The organism is Pseudomonas sp. SWRI18 (genome assembly GCF_014268345.1).
GTDB classification, from domain to species: Bacteria; Pseudomonadota; Gammaproteobacteria; order Pseudomonadales; family Pseudomonadaceae; genus Aquipseudomonas; species Aquipseudomonas cedrina.
On record NZ_JACCQQ010000005.1, the window covers coordinates 228608 to 247831 of the forward strand.

At 61.4% G+C, this 19224-nt stretch carries 18 protein-coding genes; 10 read left to right on the plus strand and 8 right to left on the minus strand.

What is annotated here, in order from left to right; all coding sequences use genetic code 11:
• Nucleotides 1-119 precede the first annotated feature (119 nt).
• The gene (locus H0Z09_RS08615; RefSeq protein ID WP_186689657.1) at nucleotides 120-1436 is read right to left on the minus strand and encodes a Wzz/FepE/Etk N-terminal domain-containing protein; all 1317 of its coding nucleotides are present in this window, start codon (nucleotides 1434-1436) and stop codon (nucleotides 120-122) included.
• A 311-nt stretch (nucleotides 1437-1747) separates the two neighbouring features.
• Between H0Z09_RS08615 and H0Z09_RS08620 the strand changes: the two genes are divergently transcribed.
• On the plus strand, nucleotides 1748-2134 hold the full coding sequence (locus tag H0Z09_RS08620; RefSeq protein ID WP_186689660.1) for a TIGR03067 domain-containing protein: 387 nt from the start codon (nucleotides 1748-1750) through the stop codon (nucleotides 2132-2134).
• Between the two features lie 138 nt (nucleotides 2135-2272).
• Here H0Z09_RS08620 and H0Z09_RS08625 read toward each other — a convergent pair whose 3' ends face one another.
• Nucleotides 2273-3085, minus strand: coding sequence for a class I SAM-dependent methyltransferase (locus tag H0Z09_RS08625; protein WP_186689662.1), 813 nt, complete (start codon nucleotides 3083-3085; stop codon nucleotides 2273-2275).
• 156 nt (nucleotides 3086-3241) lie between these two features.
• Between H0Z09_RS08625 and H0Z09_RS08630 the strand changes: the two genes are divergently transcribed.
• The 3 genes from H0Z09_RS08630 (at nucleotide 3242) to H0Z09_RS08640 (ending at nucleotide 7665) form a co-directional block, all read left to right on the plus strand.
• Nucleotides 3242-4480 carry an MFS transporter gene (locus H0Z09_RS08630; protein WP_186689664.1) on the plus strand — a complete coding sequence of 413 codons (1239 nt, stop codon included), beginning with the start codon at nucleotides 3242-3244 and terminating at the stop codon, nucleotides 4478-4480.
• 142 nt (nucleotides 4481-4622) lie between these two features.
• The gene (locus tag H0Z09_RS08635) at nucleotides 4623-6209 is read left to right on the plus strand and encodes an ABC-F family ATPase (RefSeq protein ID WP_074851754.1); all 1587 of its coding nucleotides are present in this window, start codon (nucleotides 4623-4625) and stop codon (nucleotides 6207-6209) included.
• Nucleotides 6210-6489: 280 nt separating this feature from the next.
• Nucleotides 6490-7665 carry an MFS transporter gene (locus tag H0Z09_RS08640; RefSeq protein ID WP_186689666.1) on the plus strand — a complete coding sequence of 392 codons (1176 nt, stop codon included), beginning with the start codon at nucleotides 6490-6492 and terminating at the stop codon, nucleotides 7663-7665.
• Here H0Z09_RS08640 and H0Z09_RS08645 read toward each other — a convergent pair.
• Complete coding sequence (locus H0Z09_RS08645; RefSeq protein WP_186689668.1) at nucleotides 7659-8696, minus strand: dienelactone hydrolase; 1038 nt, start codon at nucleotides 8694-8696, stop codon at nucleotides 7659-7661. The genes H0Z09_RS08640 and H0Z09_RS08645 overlap by 7 nt on opposite strands.
• A 209-nt stretch (nucleotides 8697-8905) precedes the next feature.
• Complete coding sequence (locus H0Z09_RS08650; RefSeq protein WP_186689670.1) at nucleotides 8906-9517, minus strand: FMN-dependent NADH-azoreductase; 612 nt, start codon at nucleotides 9515-9517, stop codon at nucleotides 8906-8908.
• A gap of 126 nt (nucleotides 9518-9643) precedes the next feature.
• Between H0Z09_RS08650 and H0Z09_RS08655 the strand changes: the two genes are divergently transcribed.
• Nucleotides 9644-10552, plus strand: coding sequence for a LysR substrate-binding domain-containing protein (locus H0Z09_RS08655; RefSeq protein ID WP_076952313.1), 909 nt, complete (start codon nucleotides 9644-9646; stop codon nucleotides 10550-10552).
• Nucleotides 10549-10908, plus strand: coding sequence for an MmcQ/YjbR family DNA-binding protein (locus tag H0Z09_RS08660; RefSeq protein ID WP_186689671.1), 360 nt, complete (start codon nucleotides 10549-10551; stop codon nucleotides 10906-10908). Before H0Z09_RS08655 ends, H0Z09_RS08660 begins: the two co-directional genes overlap by 4 nt.
• Here the strand turns inward: H0Z09_RS08660 and H0Z09_RS08665 are convergent.
• Nucleotides 10894-11277 carry a DUF1294 domain-containing protein gene (locus H0Z09_RS08665; RefSeq protein ID WP_076952315.1) on the minus strand — a complete coding sequence of 128 codons (384 nt, stop codon included), beginning with the start codon at nucleotides 11275-11277 and terminating at the stop codon, nucleotides 10894-10896. The genes H0Z09_RS08660 and H0Z09_RS08665 overlap by 15 nt on opposite strands.
• A complete protein-coding gene (locus H0Z09_RS08670; RefSeq protein ID WP_186689673.1) occupies nucleotides 11274-12104 on the minus strand; it encodes an undecaprenyl-diphosphate phosphatase in 831 nt (276 codons plus the stop codon). The genes H0Z09_RS08665 and H0Z09_RS08670 overlap by 4 nt, the downstream gene beginning before the upstream one ends.
• Before the next feature lie 219 nt (nucleotides 12105-12323).
• Between H0Z09_RS08670 and H0Z09_RS08675 the strand changes: the two genes are divergently transcribed.
• The 3 genes from H0Z09_RS08675 (at nucleotide 12324) to H0Z09_RS08685 (ending at nucleotide 15249) form a co-directional block, all read left to right on the plus strand.
• Nucleotides 12324-13958: a methyl-accepting chemotaxis protein gene (locus tag H0Z09_RS08675; RefSeq protein WP_186689675.1), complete on the plus strand. Its 1635-nt coding sequence runs from the start codon at nucleotides 12324-12326 to the stop codon at nucleotides 13956-13958.
• Between the two features lie 206 nt (nucleotides 13959-14164).
• Nucleotides 14165-14728 carry a nicotinamide riboside transporter PnuC gene (gene pnuC, locus H0Z09_RS08680; protein ID WP_186689676.1) on the plus strand — a complete coding sequence of 188 codons (564 nt, stop codon included), beginning with the start codon at nucleotides 14165-14167 and terminating at the stop codon, nucleotides 14726-14728.
• A complete protein-coding gene (locus tag H0Z09_RS08685; protein WP_186689710.1) occupies nucleotides 14725-15249 on the plus strand; it encodes an AAA family ATPase in 525 nt (174 codons plus the stop codon). Before pnuC ends, H0Z09_RS08685 begins: the two co-directional genes overlap by 4 nt.
• A gap of 104 nt (nucleotides 15250-15353) precedes the next feature.
• Here the strand turns inward: H0Z09_RS08685 and ggt are convergent, their stop codons facing one another.
• Nucleotides 15354-17078, minus strand: coding sequence for a gamma-glutamyltransferase (gene ggt, locus H0Z09_RS08690; protein ID WP_186689678.1), 1725 nt, complete (start codon nucleotides 17076-17078; stop codon nucleotides 15354-15356).
• 167 nt (nucleotides 17079-17245) lie between these two features.
• Between ggt and H0Z09_RS08695 the strand changes: the two genes are divergently transcribed.
• Nucleotides 17246-18391 carry a PatB family C-S lyase gene (locus H0Z09_RS08695; protein ID WP_186689680.1) on the plus strand — a complete coding sequence of 382 codons (1146 nt, stop codon included), beginning with the start codon at nucleotides 17246-17248 and terminating at the stop codon, nucleotides 18389-18391.
• Between the two features lie 61 nt (nucleotides 18392-18452).
• Here the strand turns inward: H0Z09_RS08695 and H0Z09_RS08700 are convergent, their stop codons facing one another.
• Complete coding sequence (locus H0Z09_RS08700; RefSeq protein WP_076952332.1) at nucleotides 18453-18668, minus strand: TOBE domain-containing protein; 216 nt, start codon at nucleotides 18666-18668, stop codon at nucleotides 18453-18455.
• Nucleotides 18669-19224: the final 556 nt, after the last annotated feature.

The window sequence follows — 19224 nt, forward strand, 5'->3', positions numbered from 1 at the left end:
CAACCCGGCGCGTGCCCTGTGCAGTTATTTAGCCACAAGTTGTAACCAAAAGTTAATCAAGAATTGTGGGGGGCGAGACGATTCAAGCCCGCTCACTACGGACAAAGATTCAGCTGTGCCTATCGGTGTGGCAACCGACGCTCATCCTGTGCGGAAAATGGTCCGGCTTGGCGCCGCGCCTGGACGAAATGCCAAATTAAGGCCATCAATACCCCCAGCATCAGCCCTGCCACCAGGCTCAAGGCGATGATCAAGGTTTTCTTTGGCTTGATCGGGCTCGAAGGCTCCTGGGCCTGCCTGTCGACCGTTACAAGCTTCAAGGCGCTCATGTCGATATTCAGGCTTCGCAGTCGCGCTTGCTCCGCCCAGAGAGGCTCAACGTCTTGCAGGAATATGTCTTCACTCTTGCGACTCTTGAGTACTTCCACCTCGCGGTTGACCTCAAGCATGCGCAACTCCTTGCCGATTTCAGCAACACGGTTGTTGGTGAAGTCATCATTGGTACGCCGCGCCAGCGCGGCCCGCTCGGCTTCCAACGCCTGGGTGCCCAGGAAGTACAACGGGATCGCCTGGTTGGTCACTTCAGTGCGCATCACTTGGCCGGAACCGGTACGCGCCTCGGCCGCCATCGCGGAAGGCGTGGTGGGATATTTAATACCAATAGACTTGGCGATGGAAATGGCTTCGTCCAATTCGGCCAGGCGGCTGGTACGTTGCGCTTGCATCTGCAGGCGCAAGGCGCTGAGTTCGTCTTGCAACTGAGCACGCTTGACGTCATCGGCCTCCAACAACTTGGCGATTCTCGAGGCCTTGCCCGTTTCATAGTTGGCGCGCGCCGCATCGATCTTGCCTTTAAGTTCATTGAGGCGATTATTGACGATGACCTTGAGATCGGCGCCTACTTGGTCGCGTTGCTGCGTGATGGCGTAGGTCACGAACCCATTGAGAATTGCCGCCCCGTCAACGCCACTGGGATATTGCATTTCCAGACGGATGTAATTGTTGAGCGAGTCTGGATTCTTGGGGTCAGGGATCACCAGGTGAACGGCGTTGTTGTTGAATGCCTCAAAACTCTGTTCCAGGCTACGCCCAGGCTGCTGGAACGCGTCGAATAGTCCGGGGTTGTCCCTGAAGAAGCCCAGTCGGGTTTCATATGAATCCAATTGCGCGGCAACTTTGGCCAGCGCATCGGTCGGCGGCAGCTTGTAGACCTCGGAGCGATTAAGGGCGTCCAGTTCATTGATTGCGGCGGGGCGCAGCACGCTGCTGACCTGATAAACCTTGGGTGCCAGATACGCATAGCCAACTCCCAGAAGGCAGGCGAAGAGCGTACAACCCACGACCAGCTTCTTTTGCTTCCAGATGGCACCAAACAGCTCAAAGAGATCGATTTCATCCGAAGGTAAAGCTTGATGTAGCTGAGGAGCGTTACTCAAAGTTCATACCCTGATGAGTTAATATCCATTATTTAAAATCACGCACAAGAAATAATGACTGAATAAACAACGGAAACGTTCGCCCCGCGCGACAATCGGTAGAGGTACTTACCAGCATTACAATTCACTTTAATGACACGGTGTCATTCCAGCCCGATAATCAGCGCGTCTAACAGACCAATGCGAAGCGCTTCCCAAATCCTGCAAAAATAGCTCAATAGCTTGTAATTGAAATAGAACGGCAGAATAAGTAAACAGCAGCAATCCCTATATCTGGTGCCCCTGTGGCCCCGTAGTCACAAGGAACTTATATGTCATCCTTTCAAGACCCGGATTTTCAAGCCCTGCAAGGTACCTGGGAGCAAACCTCACTCGAAGACAGTGGCGTGCTCAACCCGGTCGATGCCCACACTGCCCCTGGCGCCATCACGACTATCACCGGCGACCGCTTCGAAGTGAAGACCGTCGATGGCGAGGTATTGCTGGCCGGCCGGTTTTACCTGGACAGCAGCACCGTGCCCAAGCGCATTACCTGGGTCGACGCCATGGGCGATGACGCTGGCAAGCACTTGCCCGCCAGTTACCGCCTCGATGGCGATGAGTTCGTGTTCATTGCCGCCGATGAAAGCATGCCCAGGCCGCTCGTATTCAGTACTGGCCCAGGTCAAACAATGCGCACCTTCGTGCGTCGCGGTTGATCGGCGCCCCATCCGACTTGCGAGCGTATTTTCCCAACGTCTCCACTTTCCGGTCTATAGGGTGATGCCTGCCTACTTCAGTGGATCCCTTAGCCTGCCGCTCCTGGCGGGATTTTCTTCGCCTGGAAAACAGCCGTCTCAGTCGGGATGCTTGGTGGCGGTCAAGGTGAAACACATCGGCAATTGCGCAGGCTGGTGCTCGTAGCGGTCGTACAGCTCTTCGCGGTTGGAATGGGGATACTCCTGCAGGTGGCCGATCTGCAACTGCGCGCAGATGGCGGCATTTATCACGTCGCCCAGGGTGTGCACGTACCAATAGGAAGTGGGGCCGGCACCTTCGCCTTCGCCTTCGTAGACAATCGATTCCTGCAGCACGAAGGGCTCGCGCTGGAAGTAGGAGCTGGCCGGCCGAAAGGGGTCTGGCGCGCGAGGATCGAACACTTCCAGGAACGGATGGGTTTCGTACATCACCAGCGTACCGCCGGGTTTCAAGGTGCTCGCAACATGATGCATGAACAGCGCCACATCCGGCATCCAACCCAGCACGCCGATGGTCAGCAAGGCGATATCGAAGCGTGCGTGCAACGCCTGCGGCAATTGGTGGATATCGCTTTCGATGAACTGTGCCTCATGGGGTGAAAGCGCGGCCAGTTCACGGGCCTGTTGCAGGAAACCCTGGGATTGGTCGACGCCCACCGCGGTGCGCGCGCCAAGGCCGAACAGCGAGAGGGTTTCACGACCGTTGTTGCAACACAGTTGCACCACGTCCTTGCCGGCCACGCCGATGTCTTGCAGCAGGCCGGTCAGGGTCGGGTCCAGGCATGAAAAGCCGGGGTCGCTCACGCTGTTGCGCAGCGCGTTCCAGGTGTCGGTGGTCGTGTGCAGGTGGGCGGATTGGTCCCAGGCGTCCTTGTTGCTGGCAATCGCCTGTCGGGCTGAGGGCATGTCCATTGCGTCTCCGGATATTCAATAAAGCGGGGCTCAGAAAATAAGCCAAGTGCCCGCAGATTAAAACCCCGAGGCGCGCGCGAAACTTAACCCGGGACTTGTGGGTCATTAACGCACTGAGTGTTCAGCCCCTGAACGCTGCTTTCTGAAGATCACGCCGTGGCCAGACACTCCGACCTGCGTAATGCGTTGTCGTTGGACAGCTTGAATTTCTTCCTGGCGGATGTGCGCGACGGCCTCGGCCCCTACCTCGCCATCTACTTGCTGGCCGTGCACCAATGGGACCCGGCGAGTATCGGCGTGGTCATGACCCTGGCGGGTATCGCCGCGTTGCTCACCCAGGGGCCGGCGGGCGCGCTGATTGACCGCACGCGCAGCAAGCGCGCGGTGATTGCACTGGCCGCCATCGTGGTAACCGGCAGTTGCTTGCTGCTGCCTTTCGTCAGTTCGTTCAGCCTGGTGGCGTTGACCCAGGCCGCCAGCGCCGTTGCCGCCTCTGTGTTCGCGCCGGCGATCAGTGCGATTTCGCTGGGCATTACCGGCCCACGCGCCTTCACCCGCCGTACCGGGCGCAACGAAACCTTCAACCATGCCGGCAATGCCGTGGCGGCACTGTTGGCCGGCGGCCTGGCTTACCTGTTCGGTCCCGTGGTGGTGTTCTACCTGATGGCGTTCATGGCGCTGGCCAGTATCGTCGCGATCAGTTGCGTGTCGGCGCAGGCCATCGACCATGACGTGGCGCGAGGCTTCCACCCGGGCCATCACACCGACCATGAACAACCTTCCGGCATTCGTGTGTTGCTGGCGAACCGCCCGCTGTTGTTGTTTGCCATCTGCTGCGCCCTGTTCCACCTGGCTAATGCCGCGATGTTGCCGCTGGTCAGCCAGAAGCTGTCCCGGATCAACCTGCAGATGGCCACGCCGCTGACGTCCGCCTGCATCGTCGCCGCGCAATTGGTGATGGTGCCGATAGCCTGGCTGGTCGGACTCAAGGCCGACATCTGGGGGCGCAAACCCTTGCTGATGGCGGGTTTCATGATCCTGCCGCTGCGCGGTGTGCTCTATACCTTGTCCAGCGACCCGTACTGGCTGGTGGCCGTGCAACTGCTCGATGGCGTCGGCGCGGGCATCTTCGGCGCGCTGTTCCCGGTGATCGTCAAGGACCTGACCCAAGGCACCGGCCGCTTCAATGTCAGCCTGGGCGCCCTTTCCACCGTCTTTGGCCTGGGCGCGGCGCTGAGCAACAGCCTGGCCGGTTTCGTGGTGCAACAGGCCGGCTACAACGCGGCCTTCCTGACCCTGGCCGGCGTGGCGACGCTGGCCCTGGCGCTGTTGTGGCTGGCGATGCCGGAGACCTTGGCGAAACCTTCCTTCGCTCGACATACAACTGTCGCCTGACATATGCGACAATGCGCGCCAAATTCCAACACACATCCAAAATTTTCTGCTCAGCGACCGGGTTTCGCGCCTTGATGTCGCTGTTGACGCATGCCTGAAGGCTCCTGCCGCCACGCTCGCAACCCATTGATAGGTAAAGTAATTGATCTCCACAGCTAACATCACCATGCAGTTCGGCGCCAAGCCGCTCTTCGAGAACGTCTCGGTCAAGTTCGGCGCCGGCAACCGTTATGGTTTGATCGGTGCCAACGGTTGCGGCAAGTCGACCTTCATGAAAATCCTCGGCGGCGACCTTGATCCGTCCGGTGGACAGGTCATGCTGGAGCCGAACGTACGCCTGGGTAAACTGCGCCAGGACCAGTTCGCCTACGAAGAATTCACCGTGCTCGACACCGTGATCATGGGCCACGAAGAACTGTGGAAGGTCAAGGCCGAGCGCGATCGCATCTATTCGCTGCCGGAAATGAGCGAAGACGACGGCATGGCCGTGGCCGAGCTGGAAACCGAATTCGCCGAAATGGACGGCTACACCGCCGAATCCCGTGCCGGTGAGCTGTTGCTGGGCCTGGGCATTCCCCTGGAGCAACACTTCGGCCCGATGAGTGAAGTCTCCCCAGGCTGGAAACTGCGCGTATTGCTGGCCCAGGCGCTGTTCTCCGATCCTGAAGTGCTGTTGCTCGACGAACCGACCAACCACCTGGACATCAACACCATCCGCTGGCTGGAAAACATCCTGACCCAGCGCTCCAGCCTGATGATCATCATCTCTCACGACCGTCACTTCCTGAACAGCGTGTGCACCCACATGGCTGACCTGGACTACGGCGAGCTGCGCCTGTTCCCGGGCAACTACGACGAGTACATGACCGTGGCGACCCAGTCCCGCGAGCAGTTGCTGTCGGACAACGCCAAGAAAAAAGCGCAGATCTCCGAGCTGCAGTCCTTCGTCAGCCGCTTCTCGGCCAACGCCTCGAAAGCCAAGCAGGCCACTTCCCGTGCCAAGGCGATCGACAAGATCCAACTGGCCGAGGTCAAGCCTTCGAGCCGCGTGAGCCCGTTCATCCGTTTCGAACAGACCAAGAAGCTGCACCGCCAGGCGGTCATCGTCGATCGCATGGCCAAGGGCTTCGACGGCAAGCCGCTGTTCAAGGACTTCAGCTTCCAGGTCGAAGCCGGCGAACGCGTGGCGATCATCGGCCCGAACGGTATCGGCAAGACCACGCTGCTGCGCACCCTGGTCAACGAACTGACCCCGGACGCCGGTAGCATCAAGTGGACCGACGCCGCCGAACTGGGCTACTACGCCCAGGACCACGCCTCCGACTTCGAAGACGACATGAGCCTGTTCGACTGGATGGGCCAGTGGACACAAGGCGAGCAAGTGATCCGTGGCACCTTGGGCCGCATGCTGTTCTCCAACGACGAGATCCTCAAGTCGGTCAAGGTCATCTCCGGCGGCGAGCAAGGCCGCATGCTGTTCGGCAAGCTGATCCTGCAAAAGCCGAACGTGCTGATCATGGACGAACCGACCAACCACTTGGACATGGAATCCATCGAGGCGCTGAACCTGGCGCTGGAGAACTACCCGGGCACGCTGATCTTCGTCAGTCACGACCGTGAGTTCGTTTCGTCCCTGGCCACCCGCATCATCGAGCTGAGCCCAAGTGGCGTGATCGACTTCAGCGGCACTTATGACGATTACCTGCGCAGCCAAGGCGTGGTGTTCTAACACCCGTGTGACGGCATGCCTGTGGCTGGAGAGCTTCTATGTGGCGAGCAGGCTTGCCCTGCGTTGGGCTGCGCAGCGGCCCTAAAACCAGGCACCGCGTTTCTGCCAGGCAGAACGCGGTGTTTTTTTATTGGGGCTGCTGCGCAGCCCAACGCAGGGCAAGCCTGCTCGCCACATACAAGCCCGCTCTCCTGTTTATCTGCCAGGTTAGTTAGCCTGCTTTCATTTCACCCACACCCTTGCCATGATGCCCTCACCGCCCGCCCGCGAACGAATGCCCATGCCTGCCGCCACCCCCAGTTCAATCTCGATCACCCTGCAGATCGTTTCCATCGTCTTCTACACCTTCATCGCGTTCATCTGCATCGGCCTGCCGATTGCGGTGATCCCAGGCTATGTGCATGAGCAACTGGGCTTCAGCGCCGTAGTCGCCGGGGTCACCATCGGCTGCCAATACCTGGCCACCCTGCTCAGCCGGCCGATGGCCGGGAGGATGTCGGATAACGTCGGCACCAAGCGTGCGATTGTGTTGGGGTTGGCCGGGATCCTGGTGAGTGGCGTGCTGACGTTGTTCGCCACGCTGGCGCAAAGCCTGCCGTCGTTGAGCCTGGGCATCCTGATCGTCGCACGGTTGCTGCTGGGTGTGGCCCAGGGCTTGATCGGCGTCGGCACCATCAGTTGGTGCATGGGCCAGGTTGGCGCCGAGCACACCGCACGGTCGATTTCGTGGAATGGCATCGCGTCCTACGGCGCCATCGCCATTGGCGCCCCCTTGGGCGTGGTCATGGTGGCGCAGTACGGCTACAACAGCCTTGGCATTGCGCTCTCGGTGCTGGCGGCGTTGGGCCTGATGCTGATCCGCCACAAACCGTCGGTGCCGGTGGTGCGCGGCGAGCGGTTGCCGTTCCGGGCGGTGTTCGGGCGTATCGCGCCGTTTGGCGCCAGCCTGTGCCTGGCCTCGATTGGCTACGGCACCCTGACCACCTTTATCACGCTGTACTACCTTAATCGCGGCTGGGCCGGCGCGGCGTACTGCCTGACGGTGTTTGGCGTGTGCTTCATTCTGTCGCGACTGGTGTTTATCTCTGCGATCAGCCGTTTCGGTGGTTTCCGCGCGGCGATTGCCTGCATGAGCATCGAGACACTCGGCCTCACCCTGCTCTGGCTGGCGCCGTCGACCGGGGTGGCGTTGATCGGCGCCGGGCTGACCGGCTTTGGCCTGTCGCTGGTGTACCCGGCGCTGGGCGTGGAAGCCATCAGGCAAGTCCCCAACAGCAGCCGTGGCGCGGGGCTGAGTGCGTATGCGGTGTTTTTTGACCTGGCCCTGGCGATTGCCGGACCGTTGATGGGCGCCGTAGCCCTGAACCTCGGCTACAGCTGGATCTTCTTCTGCGCAGCGCTGCTGTCGGTGACCGCCCTGGGCGTGACCCTGCTGCTCAAGCGTCGCGCTTACTGATCGGCCGTTTGCAGACCGGCACGGGTGGATTGCCCGAGGGTCTGGCTGAAAAAACGCCCGGCCTCGGAGATCAGGTCACGATGAATCCCTTCGCGGTCGACCCCATCGGCATCGGTGCAGATCGCCGGCATCGCCGCCAATTGATCGCTGTCGCACGGTGCCATGAACACGAAGTGCCCTGCCCCGGCCAGCAATTTGAAGTCCGGCGGCTCGGGCAGCTTGCGCGCCAGGGCGGCGGCGTTCTTGTCCACGGCCACCAATTTGTCGCCATCCCCGCTGTAGAGCAGCACCGGCACATGCACGTCGGCCAAGGTGTGACGGCCGAACATCAGGCTCAGCGGCGCCATCAGCATCAAGGCATGAATACGCGGGTCGGATTGCGGCTGAAGATCGTCGCGATCCACGACCAGTTCGCCCTTGGTGGTGCAGGCATCGCGATCCTCGGGACGTTCCTGGCAGTAGCGACGCAGGCGGTTGAAATCCGGCTTGGCACCGGCCAGGATCAACGCGGTTTCGCCGCCGGCGGAGTAGCCGATGACGCCCACCTGGTTGACGTTGACGAAGGGTGACAGCATAGGGTCGCCCAGGGTGGCGGTGATCGCTTCGGAAATCTGGATCGGCCGGCCATACAAATTGCTCACCGTGCCCAGGCGGCTGTGGTCCTTGTAGTTGTCGCCAGGGTGCAGCACGGCCACCACCACAAAGCCCTTGCGCGCCAGGGACGTGGCCAGGTCATGCAAGGCCAGGGGCGTACCGGTGTTGCCGTGGGACAGCATCAACATCGGGAAGCGGCCGATGGCGATCTTGGCGTCTTCGCTGGCGGCCACATGGTAGGCACCCAGTTGCGTGGTGTGCTCAAGGCCGGTGGAGGGGTAAAAGGCCACGGCTTTCATCGGCTGCAGGTCCAGCGGATCAAGAAACGTCATGCGATGGAACCCCACGCTCCAATGCGGGTGCGGCGCGGGCGCGGCGTGCACTGAAACCAGGCCGCCGAGCAGGGAAAGAACCATGACTGCACAAAGACGCATCATGAGGATGTCCACCTTTGCTGCGTGATAACCGACCAATCGAAAGAAAAACCCCAGGTGCACACCCATGCTTGCACAACCTGGGCCACATTAAACAAGACCGCGAGCAAACGAAAAAACTCCGTACGCCGCTCGCGTTCAGCGAGCAGGATACAGAGTTTAGGCGCCCGGCTTCAGATTGAAACCGAGGGAGGGCTGAATTTACACAAGCCTTACGCGGCGGCGAACAATTGGTCGTTGATCAGTGCGTTGGCGTCGCTCAAGGATTTGCTGCGCACTTCGTCACCGTAGGCCAGGCCTTCGGCGCGCACGATTTCGATATCGGTGATGCCGAGGAAGCCGAACAGCAGTTTCAGGTAGCCTTCATGGGCGGCACCGGATGCTTGCCCGGCATGCAGGCCGCCGGAAGTGGAGACGATGATGACCTTCTTGTTGCCGCACAGGCCTTCCGGGCCGGCTTCGGTGTAGCGAAAGGTCTGGCCGGCCACGGCGATGCGATCGATCCAGGCTTTGAGCTGGGTCGGGATGGTGAAGTTGTACATCGGCGCACCCACGACGATGGCGTCGGCGGCGAGGAACTCGGCCAGCGACGATGCGCTCAGGTCGGCCTCATGCTGTTGCGCGGCGTCACGCAACTCCGCAGCGGTGCCCAACGCGCCCAGGGTCGCGCCGGAAAAGTGGTTGATGCCTTCGCTGGCGAGGTCACGGTAGGTCACTTCCACGCCCGGCTGCGCCGCTTGCCAGGCCTTGACCACGCCGGCGCTGAGCTGACGGGAAGCCGAGTTGTCGCCGAGGATGCTGGAATCGATGTGCAACAGTTTCATGAGCAGGTCTCCGAGGTGGGATCGCCAGTGGCGATCAGATGGTGGTGATGCTACGCATGAAACCAATGGTCGATAAGCTGGCTGTAATGCGATAGTTTGTCCCACACACAGGACAATAGGCCCAGCATGCAAGACCTCAACGACCTCTACTATTTCGCCAAAGTCGTCGAAGCCGGTGGCTTCGCGGCGGCCGGGCGGCTGCTGGGGATTCCCAAGTCGCGGCTGTCGCGGCGCATCGCCGAGCTGGAAGAACGCCTGGGCGCGCGCCTGCTGCAACGCACCACCCGCCAGTTGACGCTCACCGCCGTGGGCGAGCGCTACCTGCGCCATTGCCAGGCCATGCTGCTGGAGGCGGAAATGGCCGATGAAGCCGTGGCAAGCATGTCCAGCGAGCCTCGTGGAAGACTGCGCGTGAGTTGCCCGGTGGGCATGGCGCAGCACATCCTGCCGGAGCTGGTGGCCGGGTTTCTGGCGGCACACCCGCTGGTGCAGCTGGAAATGACCTTGGTCAATCGCCGCGTGGACCTGGTCGCCGAAGGGATCGACGTAGCGCTGCGGGTGCGTGAGCTGGGCGATGAAGACCCGCTGCTGGTGACCAAACGCCTGCGCCAGGCCCAGACCGCGCTGGTCGCCAGCCCCGAATTCATGCGCGGTCGCCGCATCGACAGCCTCGACGACCTCAAGCAATTGCCGATCCTCGGCGCGCTGGAAGCCGACCGCATGGTCCACGTGCGCCTGCTCGACCCGCAAGGCAACTCCCATGACCTGGCGATGGAGGCCCGCCTGGGCATCGACGATTTCATCGTACGCAAGGCCAGCGCGATCATGGGCCTGGGCTTTACAGTGCTGCCGATGATGTATTGCGAAGAGGAATTGGCCAGCGGCCGTCTGGTGCAACTGCTGCCCGAGTGGTCATTGCCGGGCGGCTGGCTGCAGGCGGTGTACCCGCATCGACGCGGTGTGTTGCCGGCGATTCGCGCCTGGATCGACTACCTGGAAGAAGGCTTCAAAAGCTGCGGAGACCGCCAGTTATGAGCATGAGCGAAGCGCAAGTCGCCACTTTCTGCCTGAGCCTGCCCGGCGCGCGGGAGGACTACAAATGGGGCGGCGTGCGAGTGTTCTCGATTGCCGGCAACAAAATGTTCGCCCTGCAAAACCTGCGGGGTGACTCGCTGGCGTTCAAGGTCGACAAGGACCTGTTCCTCGGCCACGTCGACCGGCCGGGCATCCACCCCGCGCCGTACCTGGCCCGCGCGCAATGGATCATCATGAACACGCCTTACCCGCTGGGCGCCGAGGAACTGCGTGGCTTGTTGCAGCGCTCGCACCAGCTGGTGGTGAGCAAACTGCCCAAGCGCACGCAGATCGGGTTATTGCTAGAGCACGGATAACAAGGTGCCGCCCAGGAACAACTGGTCGAGCCAGAACACCTGGTGCAGCAACACGATCACCCAGAACAGCACTTGGTAAGACACCTTGCGTGTCTTGTGCCGGAACACCTGCTGGGCAATCAACGCCCCAGGCCAGCCGCCCGCCAGTTCCACGGCGTGCAGGATGTTTTCCGGAGTGCGCCAACTGTCGGTGCGGGCCTTGCGCTTGTCGCTCCAGTAAAGGAAGAACGCGACCAGGCTGACCACCCCATAGGCCGCCAGCGGGATCAGCGTTTCGCCGCGTTGCCACACCAACACCGCCCCCACCAACGGCGCCGCGCACAGCAGCACAAAGATCAGCGCTTTGAGGCGCGGGTGCTGGATCGTCATGCCTTGGCGGCCGCCCAGTCGATCCAGCCGAACTGCCACGTCGCCAAAATCAGCAGGCCAAACGCAATGCGGTACCAGGCAAACGCGGCGTAACTGTGGCTGGCGATGAACTTGAGCAAGCCCTTGACTGCAATCATTGCGAAGATGAACGAGGTCACAAAGCCGATGATGAACACCGGCAGGTCCGCCGGCTGGAACAGGTCACGGTACTTGTAGCCCGAATACACCGCCGCGCCGACCATGGTTGGCATCGCCAGGAAAAACGAGAACTCGGTGGCCGTCTTGCGTGACAGCCCGAACAACAGGCCGCCGATAATGGTCGAGCCCGAACGCGAGGTGCCCGGAATCATTGCCAGGCACTGGGCCAGGCCGACCTTGAGCGCGTCTTTCCAGGTGATGTCATCGACGGTTTCGGCGTGTACTTCATGCACGCGCCGCTCGGCCCACAACATGATCACGCCGCCCACGACCAGGGCGGTGGCGACGGTAATCGGGTTGAACAGATAGTGGTGAATCACGTCGGCGAAAATCACCCCCAGCACCACCGCCGGCATAAAGGCGATCAGCAGGTTGGCGGTGAATCGCTGGGCCTTGCGCTGGGTCGGCAGGCCCTTGACCACTTCGAAAATCTTGCCGCGAAACTCCCACACCACCGCCAGGATGGCGCCCAGCTGGATGATGATATTGAACGCGTTGAAGCGGTCGCCGGAAAAGTCGAGCAAATCGGCGACGATGATCTGGTGGCCGGTGCTGGAAATCGGCAGGAACTCGGTAAGCCCCTCCACAATGCCCAGAATCACTGCCTGAATGGCGGTCCAAAAATCCATGCTTCCCCCTAAGGTCTTGCTCCACGGCAAGCCTCGTTGATCTTTTTAATGGTTCACTGACGACAAGACATGGTGTTGGGTAGCAACCCTGACCGGCAAAAATCTTGTGAAAAATCAGACAGTACTCAGGTTTTCCGAATACGGGCCGAAAGCCTATCAGACAAGGCGGAAAAGTCGATGCAGCGCCCACAATTATAAAAAGCACGGAGTGACAGGACGATGAACAGTTTGCGCAATATGTCGATCAGCCGGCGCCTCTGGCTGATCCTGATAGTCGCCGTGCTGATGCTGCTGGCCCTGGGTTTGCTGATGCTCAAGCAGATCCATGAGGACCTGTACCAGGCCAAGCGCCACCAGACCCAGTACGTAGTCGAGACCGCCAGCGGGATCCTGACGTTTTATCACGGCCTGGAAACCACCGGCGTGCTGACCCGCGACGCCGCGCAGAAACAAGCCCTGAGCGCGGTGCGTGGCTTGCGCTACGATCATGACGATTATTTCTGGATCAACGACCTCACGCCCGTGATGATCATGCATCCGGCCAACCCCAAGCTCGACGGCCAGAACCTTTCGGCGATCCGCGACCCCGACGGCTTTGCGGTGTTCAACGAGTTCGTGAACCTGGCCAAGGCCAAGGGCGCCGGCATCGTCAACTACCGCTGGCCGAAACCGGGTGCCGACGCGCCAGTGGCGAAAACCTCGTATATCCACTTGTTCGAGCCGTGGGGCTGGATCATCGGTTCCGGCGTGTACGTGGACGATGTGCAGGCCGAGTTCAGCGCGCAGGTGTGGAAAGCCTCGTTTATCGGCCTGGGTATCGCACTGGCGATGGGCTTGCTGGTGTCGCTGATCGCCCGCAGTATCGTGCGGCCGTTGCAGGCTGCGGTGAACGCCATGGGCAATATCGCCAGCGGCGAAAGCGACCTGACCCGCAGCCTCGACACCCACGGCCAGGACGAAGTCACCCAACTGTCGCAACACTTCAACAGCTTCACCGCCAAGCTGCGCCAGGTGGTCGGCCAGTTGCAGGTCTGCGCCAACGCCCTGGGCCAGTCGTCACAGGAGCTGGGCAACAACGCGACCCAGGCCCACGACCGCAGCCAGCAGCAGTCCCAGCAGATGGAACTGGTGGCGACCGCGATCAACGAAGTTACCTACGGCGTGCAGGACGTGGCCAAGAACGCCGAACACGCCGCCAGCGAAATGCGTGATGCCCAGGCCCAGGCGCAACAGGGCCAGGTCAATATCGACGGCAGCCTGCAGCAGATCGACCAGCTTTCCGGCACCATCAGCAATGCGGTGGACGTGATCCGTACCCTGTCCGCTGAAAGTACCCAGATAGGCAGTGTGCTTGAAGTCATTCGCTCCATTGCCGACCAGACCAACCTGCTGGCCCTCAATGCGGCGATTGAAGCGGCACGCGCCGGCGAACAAGGCCGTGGCTTTGCCGTGGTCGCCGATGAAGTACGGCTGCTGGCCCAGCGCACGCAAAAGTCCACCGCCGAGATCCAGGGCATGATCGAACGCCTGCAAGGTCACTCGGAAGCGGCGGTCAAGGTGATCAGCGACAGCCACAGCGCATCGCAACTGACCATCGAACAGGCCGGCCAGGCCGGGGCCAGCCTCACCGCCATCGGCCAGGCCTTGCGCAATCTCAATGGCCTCAACGCCTCGATTGCCAGCGCCACCCTGCAGCAGGCCCACGTGGTGGAAGACATCAACCAGAACGTCACCCAGGCTGCCAGTCTGTCCCACAGCACGGCGTTGGCGGCGGAGCAGTCGAGCGTGGCCAGCGCGCAGTTGCGCGGCCTGAGCGAACAGCTCGATGGGCTGCTGCGCCAGTTCAAAGTGTGACTGTAGTGAGCGGGCTTGTCCCGCGCTGGGGGGCGAAGCCGCCCTAAAACCAGACACCGCGCTCTGCCAGACAGAACGCGGTGTTTTTATGGGGGCCGCTACGCAGCCCGGCGCGGGGCAAGCCCGCTCACTACAAGAGCCAATTCCTACCTCCACGTTTCTTTGGTTACAATCTGCGCCCTCTCCCACCGTCCCGAGGAACCACCATGTCCGGGCTTGAACTCTTCGCCGCTGCCCTGGGGGTGATCGCCGTGTGGCTGACCGTCAAACAGAACCCCTGGTGCTGGCCCATCGGCCTGGTGATGGTGCTGCTCTACACCTGGGTGTTCTTCGACGTGAAACTCTATTCCGACATGTTGCTGCAAGTGGTGTACGCCGCGCTGCAACTCTACGGTTGGTGGCAATGGACCCGTGCCGGTGCCGTCAGGCGAGGGCGCGAGGTCACCAGCCTCGGCGTGCCGGCGATCATTGCCAGCCTGGCGGCGGGCGCCCTGGGCAGCCTGTTGCTCGGCGCCGCCATGGCCCACTGGACGGATGCCGCCCAGCCCTGGCTCGACGCCGCCCTCACCGGCTTCAGCCTGGTGGCGCAAATGTGGATGGCGCAGAAGCGCGTGCAATGCTGGCCGTTGTGGATTGCCGTGGACGTGATTTTCGTCGGCCTGTTCCTCTACAAAGGCCTCTACCTCACCGCCGCGCTCTACGCGCTGTTCACCGTGATCGCCGTGCAAGGCTGGCGTGAATGGCGCGCCGACCCGGCGTTGCAGGCATGAAGGTGGTGGTACTGGCCGGCCCCGAATCCAGCGGTAAAAGCTGGCTGGCGGCGCAGTTGCAAGCACACTTCGGCGGGTTGATGGTCGGTGAATACGTGCGTCATTTCATCGATCATCATCAACGTGACACCACCCTGGCCGACATCCCCGCCATCGCCCGTGGCCAACTGGCCTGGGAAGACGAGGCCCGCGCCACGCGCCCCGACTTGTTGATCCTCGACACGCATCTGCTGGCCAACAAACTCTGGAGCCAGACCCTGTTCGGCGACTGCCCCGCGTGGCTCGACAGCGAACTGCTGGCGCGGCAGTACGACATGCACCTGTTGTTGTCGCCGGAAGATGTGGAGTGGACGGCCGACGGGCAACGCTGCCAACCCGAACTGGCCGACCGCCGCGCGTTCTTCCAGGACAGCCTGGCGTGGCTGCAGCGGCACCGGCAGCCGGTAGTGGTGATTGGTGGGGATTGGGAAGAACGCAGAGCTGCAGCATTTACAGCGGTGAAACAATTACTTGAGCCATAACACGGATCTACTGTGGGAGCGGGCTTGCTCGCGAATACGGTGGGTCAGCTAGCACATCTTTATTTGACAGACCGTATTCGCGAGCAAGCCCGCTCCCACAGGGGTTAGTAGCCCAGCGACAGGCCGGTATTGCGACGCGGGTCATTCGCGCCATAGAAGCGGTTGTTACCCACCGGCTTGCCACCCAGCGAAGGCGCGCCCACCAGGATCGCCGCCAGGTGGTTGGCATCCTGGGGACCCGCAAACTTGTGGCCCCAGCTTTCCAGGATCTTCTGGGTGTCCGGGCTGACCGCGAAGGTCTCAAGGTTCGTGGTGTCCGGCATCCATTGCTGGTGGAAACGCGGCGCGTCCACCGCTTCCTGGATGTTCATCTTGTAGTCGATCACATTCAGGATGGTCAGCAAGGTCGCGGTGATAATCCGGCTGCCACCGGGCGTACCGACGACCATCACGGCCTTGCCATCCTTGGTCACGATGGTCGGGCTCATCGACGACAGTGGCGCCTTGCCCGGCGCAATGGCGTTGGCTTCACCCTGCACCAGGCCATACATGTTCGGCACGCCGACCTTGACGGTGAAATCGTCCATTTCATCGTTGAGGATCACGCCGGTCTTGCTCGCCATCACGCCGGCGCCGAACCAGTCGTTGAGGGTGTAGGTGACCGAGACCGCGTTACCCCACTTGTCGACGATGGAATAGTGGGTGGTGTTGTTGCCTTCATGGGGCGACACACCGGGCTTGATCGCCTGGGAGTCACCGGCTTTTTTCGGGTCGATGGCGTCACGCAGTTTCGCCGCGTAGTTTTTGTCCAGCAGGTGCTCGATCGGGTTTTTCACGAAATCCGGATCGCCGAGGTAGCTGTTACGGTCCACATAGGCGTGGCGCATCGCTTCGATCTGGTAGTGCAGGCCTTGGGCCGAATGATAGCCCAGGTCGGCCATCGGGTAGCCTTCAAGGATATTCATGATCTGGCAGATCACCACACCGCCCGAGCTCGGTGGTGGCGCCGAAACCACGTGGTAGCCACGGTAGTCGCATTCGATGGGCGCCAGCTCGCGGGTCTTGTACTTGTCCAGGTCAGCCTGGGTAATGATGCCTTTGCCGGCCTGGCTGGAATCCACCAGGGCCTTGGCGACCCACCCTTTATAGAAGCCGTCGCTGCCCTTGGCCGAGATTTCCTTGAGGGTCCTGGCCAAGTCCTTCTGCACCAGCTTCTGGCCGACCTGCATCGGTTGGCCGTTGTGCAGGAAGATCCCGCGCATGTCCTTGTCTTTCTCGAACTCACCAGTGGCGGTGTGCAGCAGGTCGATATCACCCTGCTCCAGGGCGAAGCCGTTTTCCGCAAGCTTGATGGCCGGGGCGATGACCTGGGCGCGCTTGAGCGTGCCGTATTTACTCAAGGCCAGTTCCATCCCCGACACAGTGCCTGGCACGCCGACGGCCAGGTGGCCCTTGGCGCTGAGGCCTTCGACGACGTTGCCATCCTTGTCCAAATACATATTGGCGGTGGCGGCCAGCGGCGCTTTTTCGCGGAAGTCGAGGAAAGTCTTGCGCCCGTCCGCCAACTGCACGGTCATGAAACCGCCGCCGCCCAGGTTACCCGCCGCCGGGTACACCACCGCCAGCGCATAACCCACGGCCACCGCCGCATCAACGGCATTGCCGCCGGCCTTGAGCACATCGACGCCCACATGAGTGGCCAGATGCTGGGCCGTCACCACCATGCCGTTTTCACCGGCCACCGGGGCCTGGGAAGCGGCTTGCACACCACTGACCGTCAACACCAGGGCTGTGGCAATCAAGGTACGGCTGAAGGGTTGGTATTTCATCCATGGCTACTCTAGTTATTGAGATGCACCAAAATAGCCCGTTGCGAATCCAATCCCCAGTGCAATGGCGTTTTTATTACAGAACCTGTCGGTCATGGAACGGCGCCGAAAAAGCCCATGTTATATTCCGCGCCATTGTTCATCCGCTTCCCTGATACGAGTCCCCCATGAGCTTTGATTTCGACACGATCCACTCGCGCTTCGGCACCGGCAGCACCAAGTGGAACCGCTACCCGCAGGACGTCTTGCCCATGTGGATCGCCGACATGGACATCGCCGCGCCGCCCGCCGTGCTCCAGGCCTTGCACGGGCGCCTCGACCAGCAGGTCCTCGGCTACAGCGTCGCCGGCGCGGATGTGCGTGAGGCGATTGTCGCCGACCTGTGGGCCAAGTACGCCTGGCGTGTGCAGCCGGATGAGCTGCTGTTCCTGCCGGGCGTCGAGCCGGGTTTCAACATGGCGCTGCACGCGTTTGTACAGCCGGGCCAACCGGTAGTGCTGCAGACGCCCAACTACCGGCCGATCCGCCTGGCGCCGGGAAACTGGAACCTGCCGCGCATTGAAGTACCGTTCCAGTTGAGCAACGGCGAATACCTCACGCCGCTGCCGGCCCTGCGCCAGGCGCTGGCTGGCGCGGGCGCGCTGCTGTTGAGCAACCCGCACAATCCCATCGGCAAGGTCTTCCCCCGCGAAGAACTGCTGGCGGTGGCCAGTGCCTGCCTGGAACACGGCGCGCTGATCATCTCCGATGAGATCCACGCCGAGCTGTGCTTCGACGGCCGCCGCCACATCCCCACGGCCAGCCTCAGCGAGGAGATCGCCCAGCGCACCATTACCCTGATGTCGGCGAGCAAGGCCTATAACGTGGCCGGCCTGAAGACCTGCTTTGCGGTGGTGCAGAACGCCGAGATCCGCGAGCGCTTCAACGCGGCCCGTTGCGGCATGGTCGACAGCGTCAGCCCCCTGGGCCTGGAAGCCACCCGCGCAGCGTACAGCGAATGCGGCGAATGGCTGGAGGCGTTGAAGGCGTACCTGCAAGCCAACCGCGACTACCTGCTCGATGCCGTGCAAACCCGCCTCCCTGGCGTGGTCATGCATGCCCCGCAAGGCACCTACCTGGCCTGGCTGGATTGTAGCGCCCTGGATCTTGCCGACCCGCAGCAGTTCTTCCTGGAACAGGCCAAGGTCGGGTTGAGCGCCGGTCTCGAGTTCGGCGATGACAGCCAGCAGTTCGTGCGCCTGAACTTTGGCTGCCCGCGGTCGATGCTCGAAGAAGGGTTGCAGCGCATGGAGCGCGCGCTGCGCCAGGCTTGATGGCGGCCTGACAGTTGCACCTCTATCAATGTGGGAGCTGGCTCCCACAGTTAGAGGGTATTCACAACTTGGCGATGGACACTTCGGTCGACTTCACAAAAGCAATCACTTCACTGCCGATCTTCAATTCCAGGTCACGCACCGAGCGGGTGGTGATCACAGACGTGACGATACCGGACGCGGTTTGCACGTCGATTTCTGACACCACTTCTCCCAGCAGGATCTCTTTGATCACGCCCTTGAACTGGTTGCGCACGTTGATCGCTTTAATGGTCATGTCGGCTTTCCTTTTGGCTGTTGGGTCAATCCGCACGAATGCGCAGGCCTTCAAAATGCGCTATCGAAGACGACATCAAAAGGAATATATAACTCTTTATTTATATGATTTAGATATATAGCTGCTATTGCTCCACCGACAGACCGGCCCAGCAGTATTCGCCAGAAACTCGCCGTGGGTTTGCTGGCCTTGACCGAGCTGCAACGTGCCCACGTTATTTGAAAGCACGAATACATTTTCAAACCAAGGCAGGATCAGTGTGGGAGCGGGCTTGCTCGCGAAAGCGGTGGGTCAGTCAACATCAATGTTTGCTGGGCCGACGTCTTCGCGAGCAAGCCCGCTCCCACATTTGATCTTCGTTACTTTAAGCATTGCGTTCGCTTAACTGACCGGCATTAGGGCAAGCCCGCGAATGCAGTGTGTAGTGAGCGGGCTTGCCCCGCGCTGGGCTGCGAAGCGGCCCCAATAAAGACACCCGCCGACCTCCAGGTAGAACCGAGTCGCCTGGTCTGGGGCGGCTTCGCCACCCAGCGCGGAGCAAGCCCGCTCACTACAG

Bases quoted from the DNA above. Each gene is read 5' to 3' on its own strand.
- H0Z09_RS08660 (WP_186689671.1), top strand. From the start codon at position 10,549: ATGAGCATGAGCGAAGCGCAAGTCGCCACTTTCTGCCTGAGCCTGCCC.
- pnuC (WP_186689676.1), top strand. From the start codon at position 14,165: ATGTCCGGGCTTGAACTCTTCGCCGCTGCCCTGGGGGTGATCGCCGTG.
- ggt (WP_186689678.1), bottom strand. From the start codon at position 17,078: ATGAAATACCAACCCTTCAGCCGTACCTTGATTGCCACAGCCCTGGTG.
- H0Z09_RS08620 (WP_186689660.1), top strand. From the start codon at position 1,748: ATGTCATCCTTTCAAGACCCGGATTTTCAAGCCCTGCAAGGTACCTGG.
- H0Z09_RS08650 (WP_186689670.1), bottom strand. From the start codon at position 9,517: ATGAAACTGTTGCACATCGATTCCAGCATCCTCGGCGACAACTCGGCT.
- H0Z09_RS08625 (WP_186689662.1), bottom strand. From the start codon at position 3,085: ATGGACATGCCCTCAGCCCGACAGGCGATTGCCAGCAACAAGGACGCC.
- H0Z09_RS08640 (WP_186689666.1), top strand. From the start codon at position 6,490: ATGCCTGCCGCCACCCCCAGTTCAATCTCGATCACCCTGCAGATCGTT.
- H0Z09_RS08670 (WP_186689673.1), bottom strand. From the start codon at position 12,104: ATGGATTTTTGGACCGCCATTCAGGCAGTGATTCTGGGCATTGTGGAG.
- H0Z09_RS08675 (WP_186689675.1), top strand. From the start codon at position 12,324: ATGAACAGTTTGCGCAATATGTCGATCAGCCGGCGCCTCTGGCTGATC.
- H0Z09_RS08700 (WP_076952332.1), bottom strand. From the start codon at position 18,668: ATGACCATTAAAGCGATCAACGTGCGCAACCAGTTCAAGGGCGTGATC.
- H0Z09_RS08695 (WP_186689680.1), top strand. From the start codon at position 17,246: ATGAGCTTTGATTTCGACACGATCCACTCGCGCTTCGGCACCGGCAGC.
- H0Z09_RS08645 (WP_186689668.1), bottom strand. From the start codon at position 8,696: ATGATGCGTCTTTGTGCAGTCATGGTTCTTTCCCTGCTCGGCGGCCTG.
- H0Z09_RS08665 (WP_076952315.1), bottom strand. From the start codon at position 11,277: ATGACGATCCAGCACCCGCGCCTCAAAGCGCTGATCTTTGTGCTGCTG.
- H0Z09_RS08685 (WP_186689710.1), top strand. From the start codon at position 14,725: ATGAAGGTGGTGGTACTGGCCGGCCCCGAATCCAGCGGTAAAAGCTGG.
- H0Z09_RS08655 (WP_076952313.1), top strand. From the start codon at position 9,644: ATGCAAGACCTCAACGACCTCTACTATTTCGCCAAAGTCGTCGAAGCC.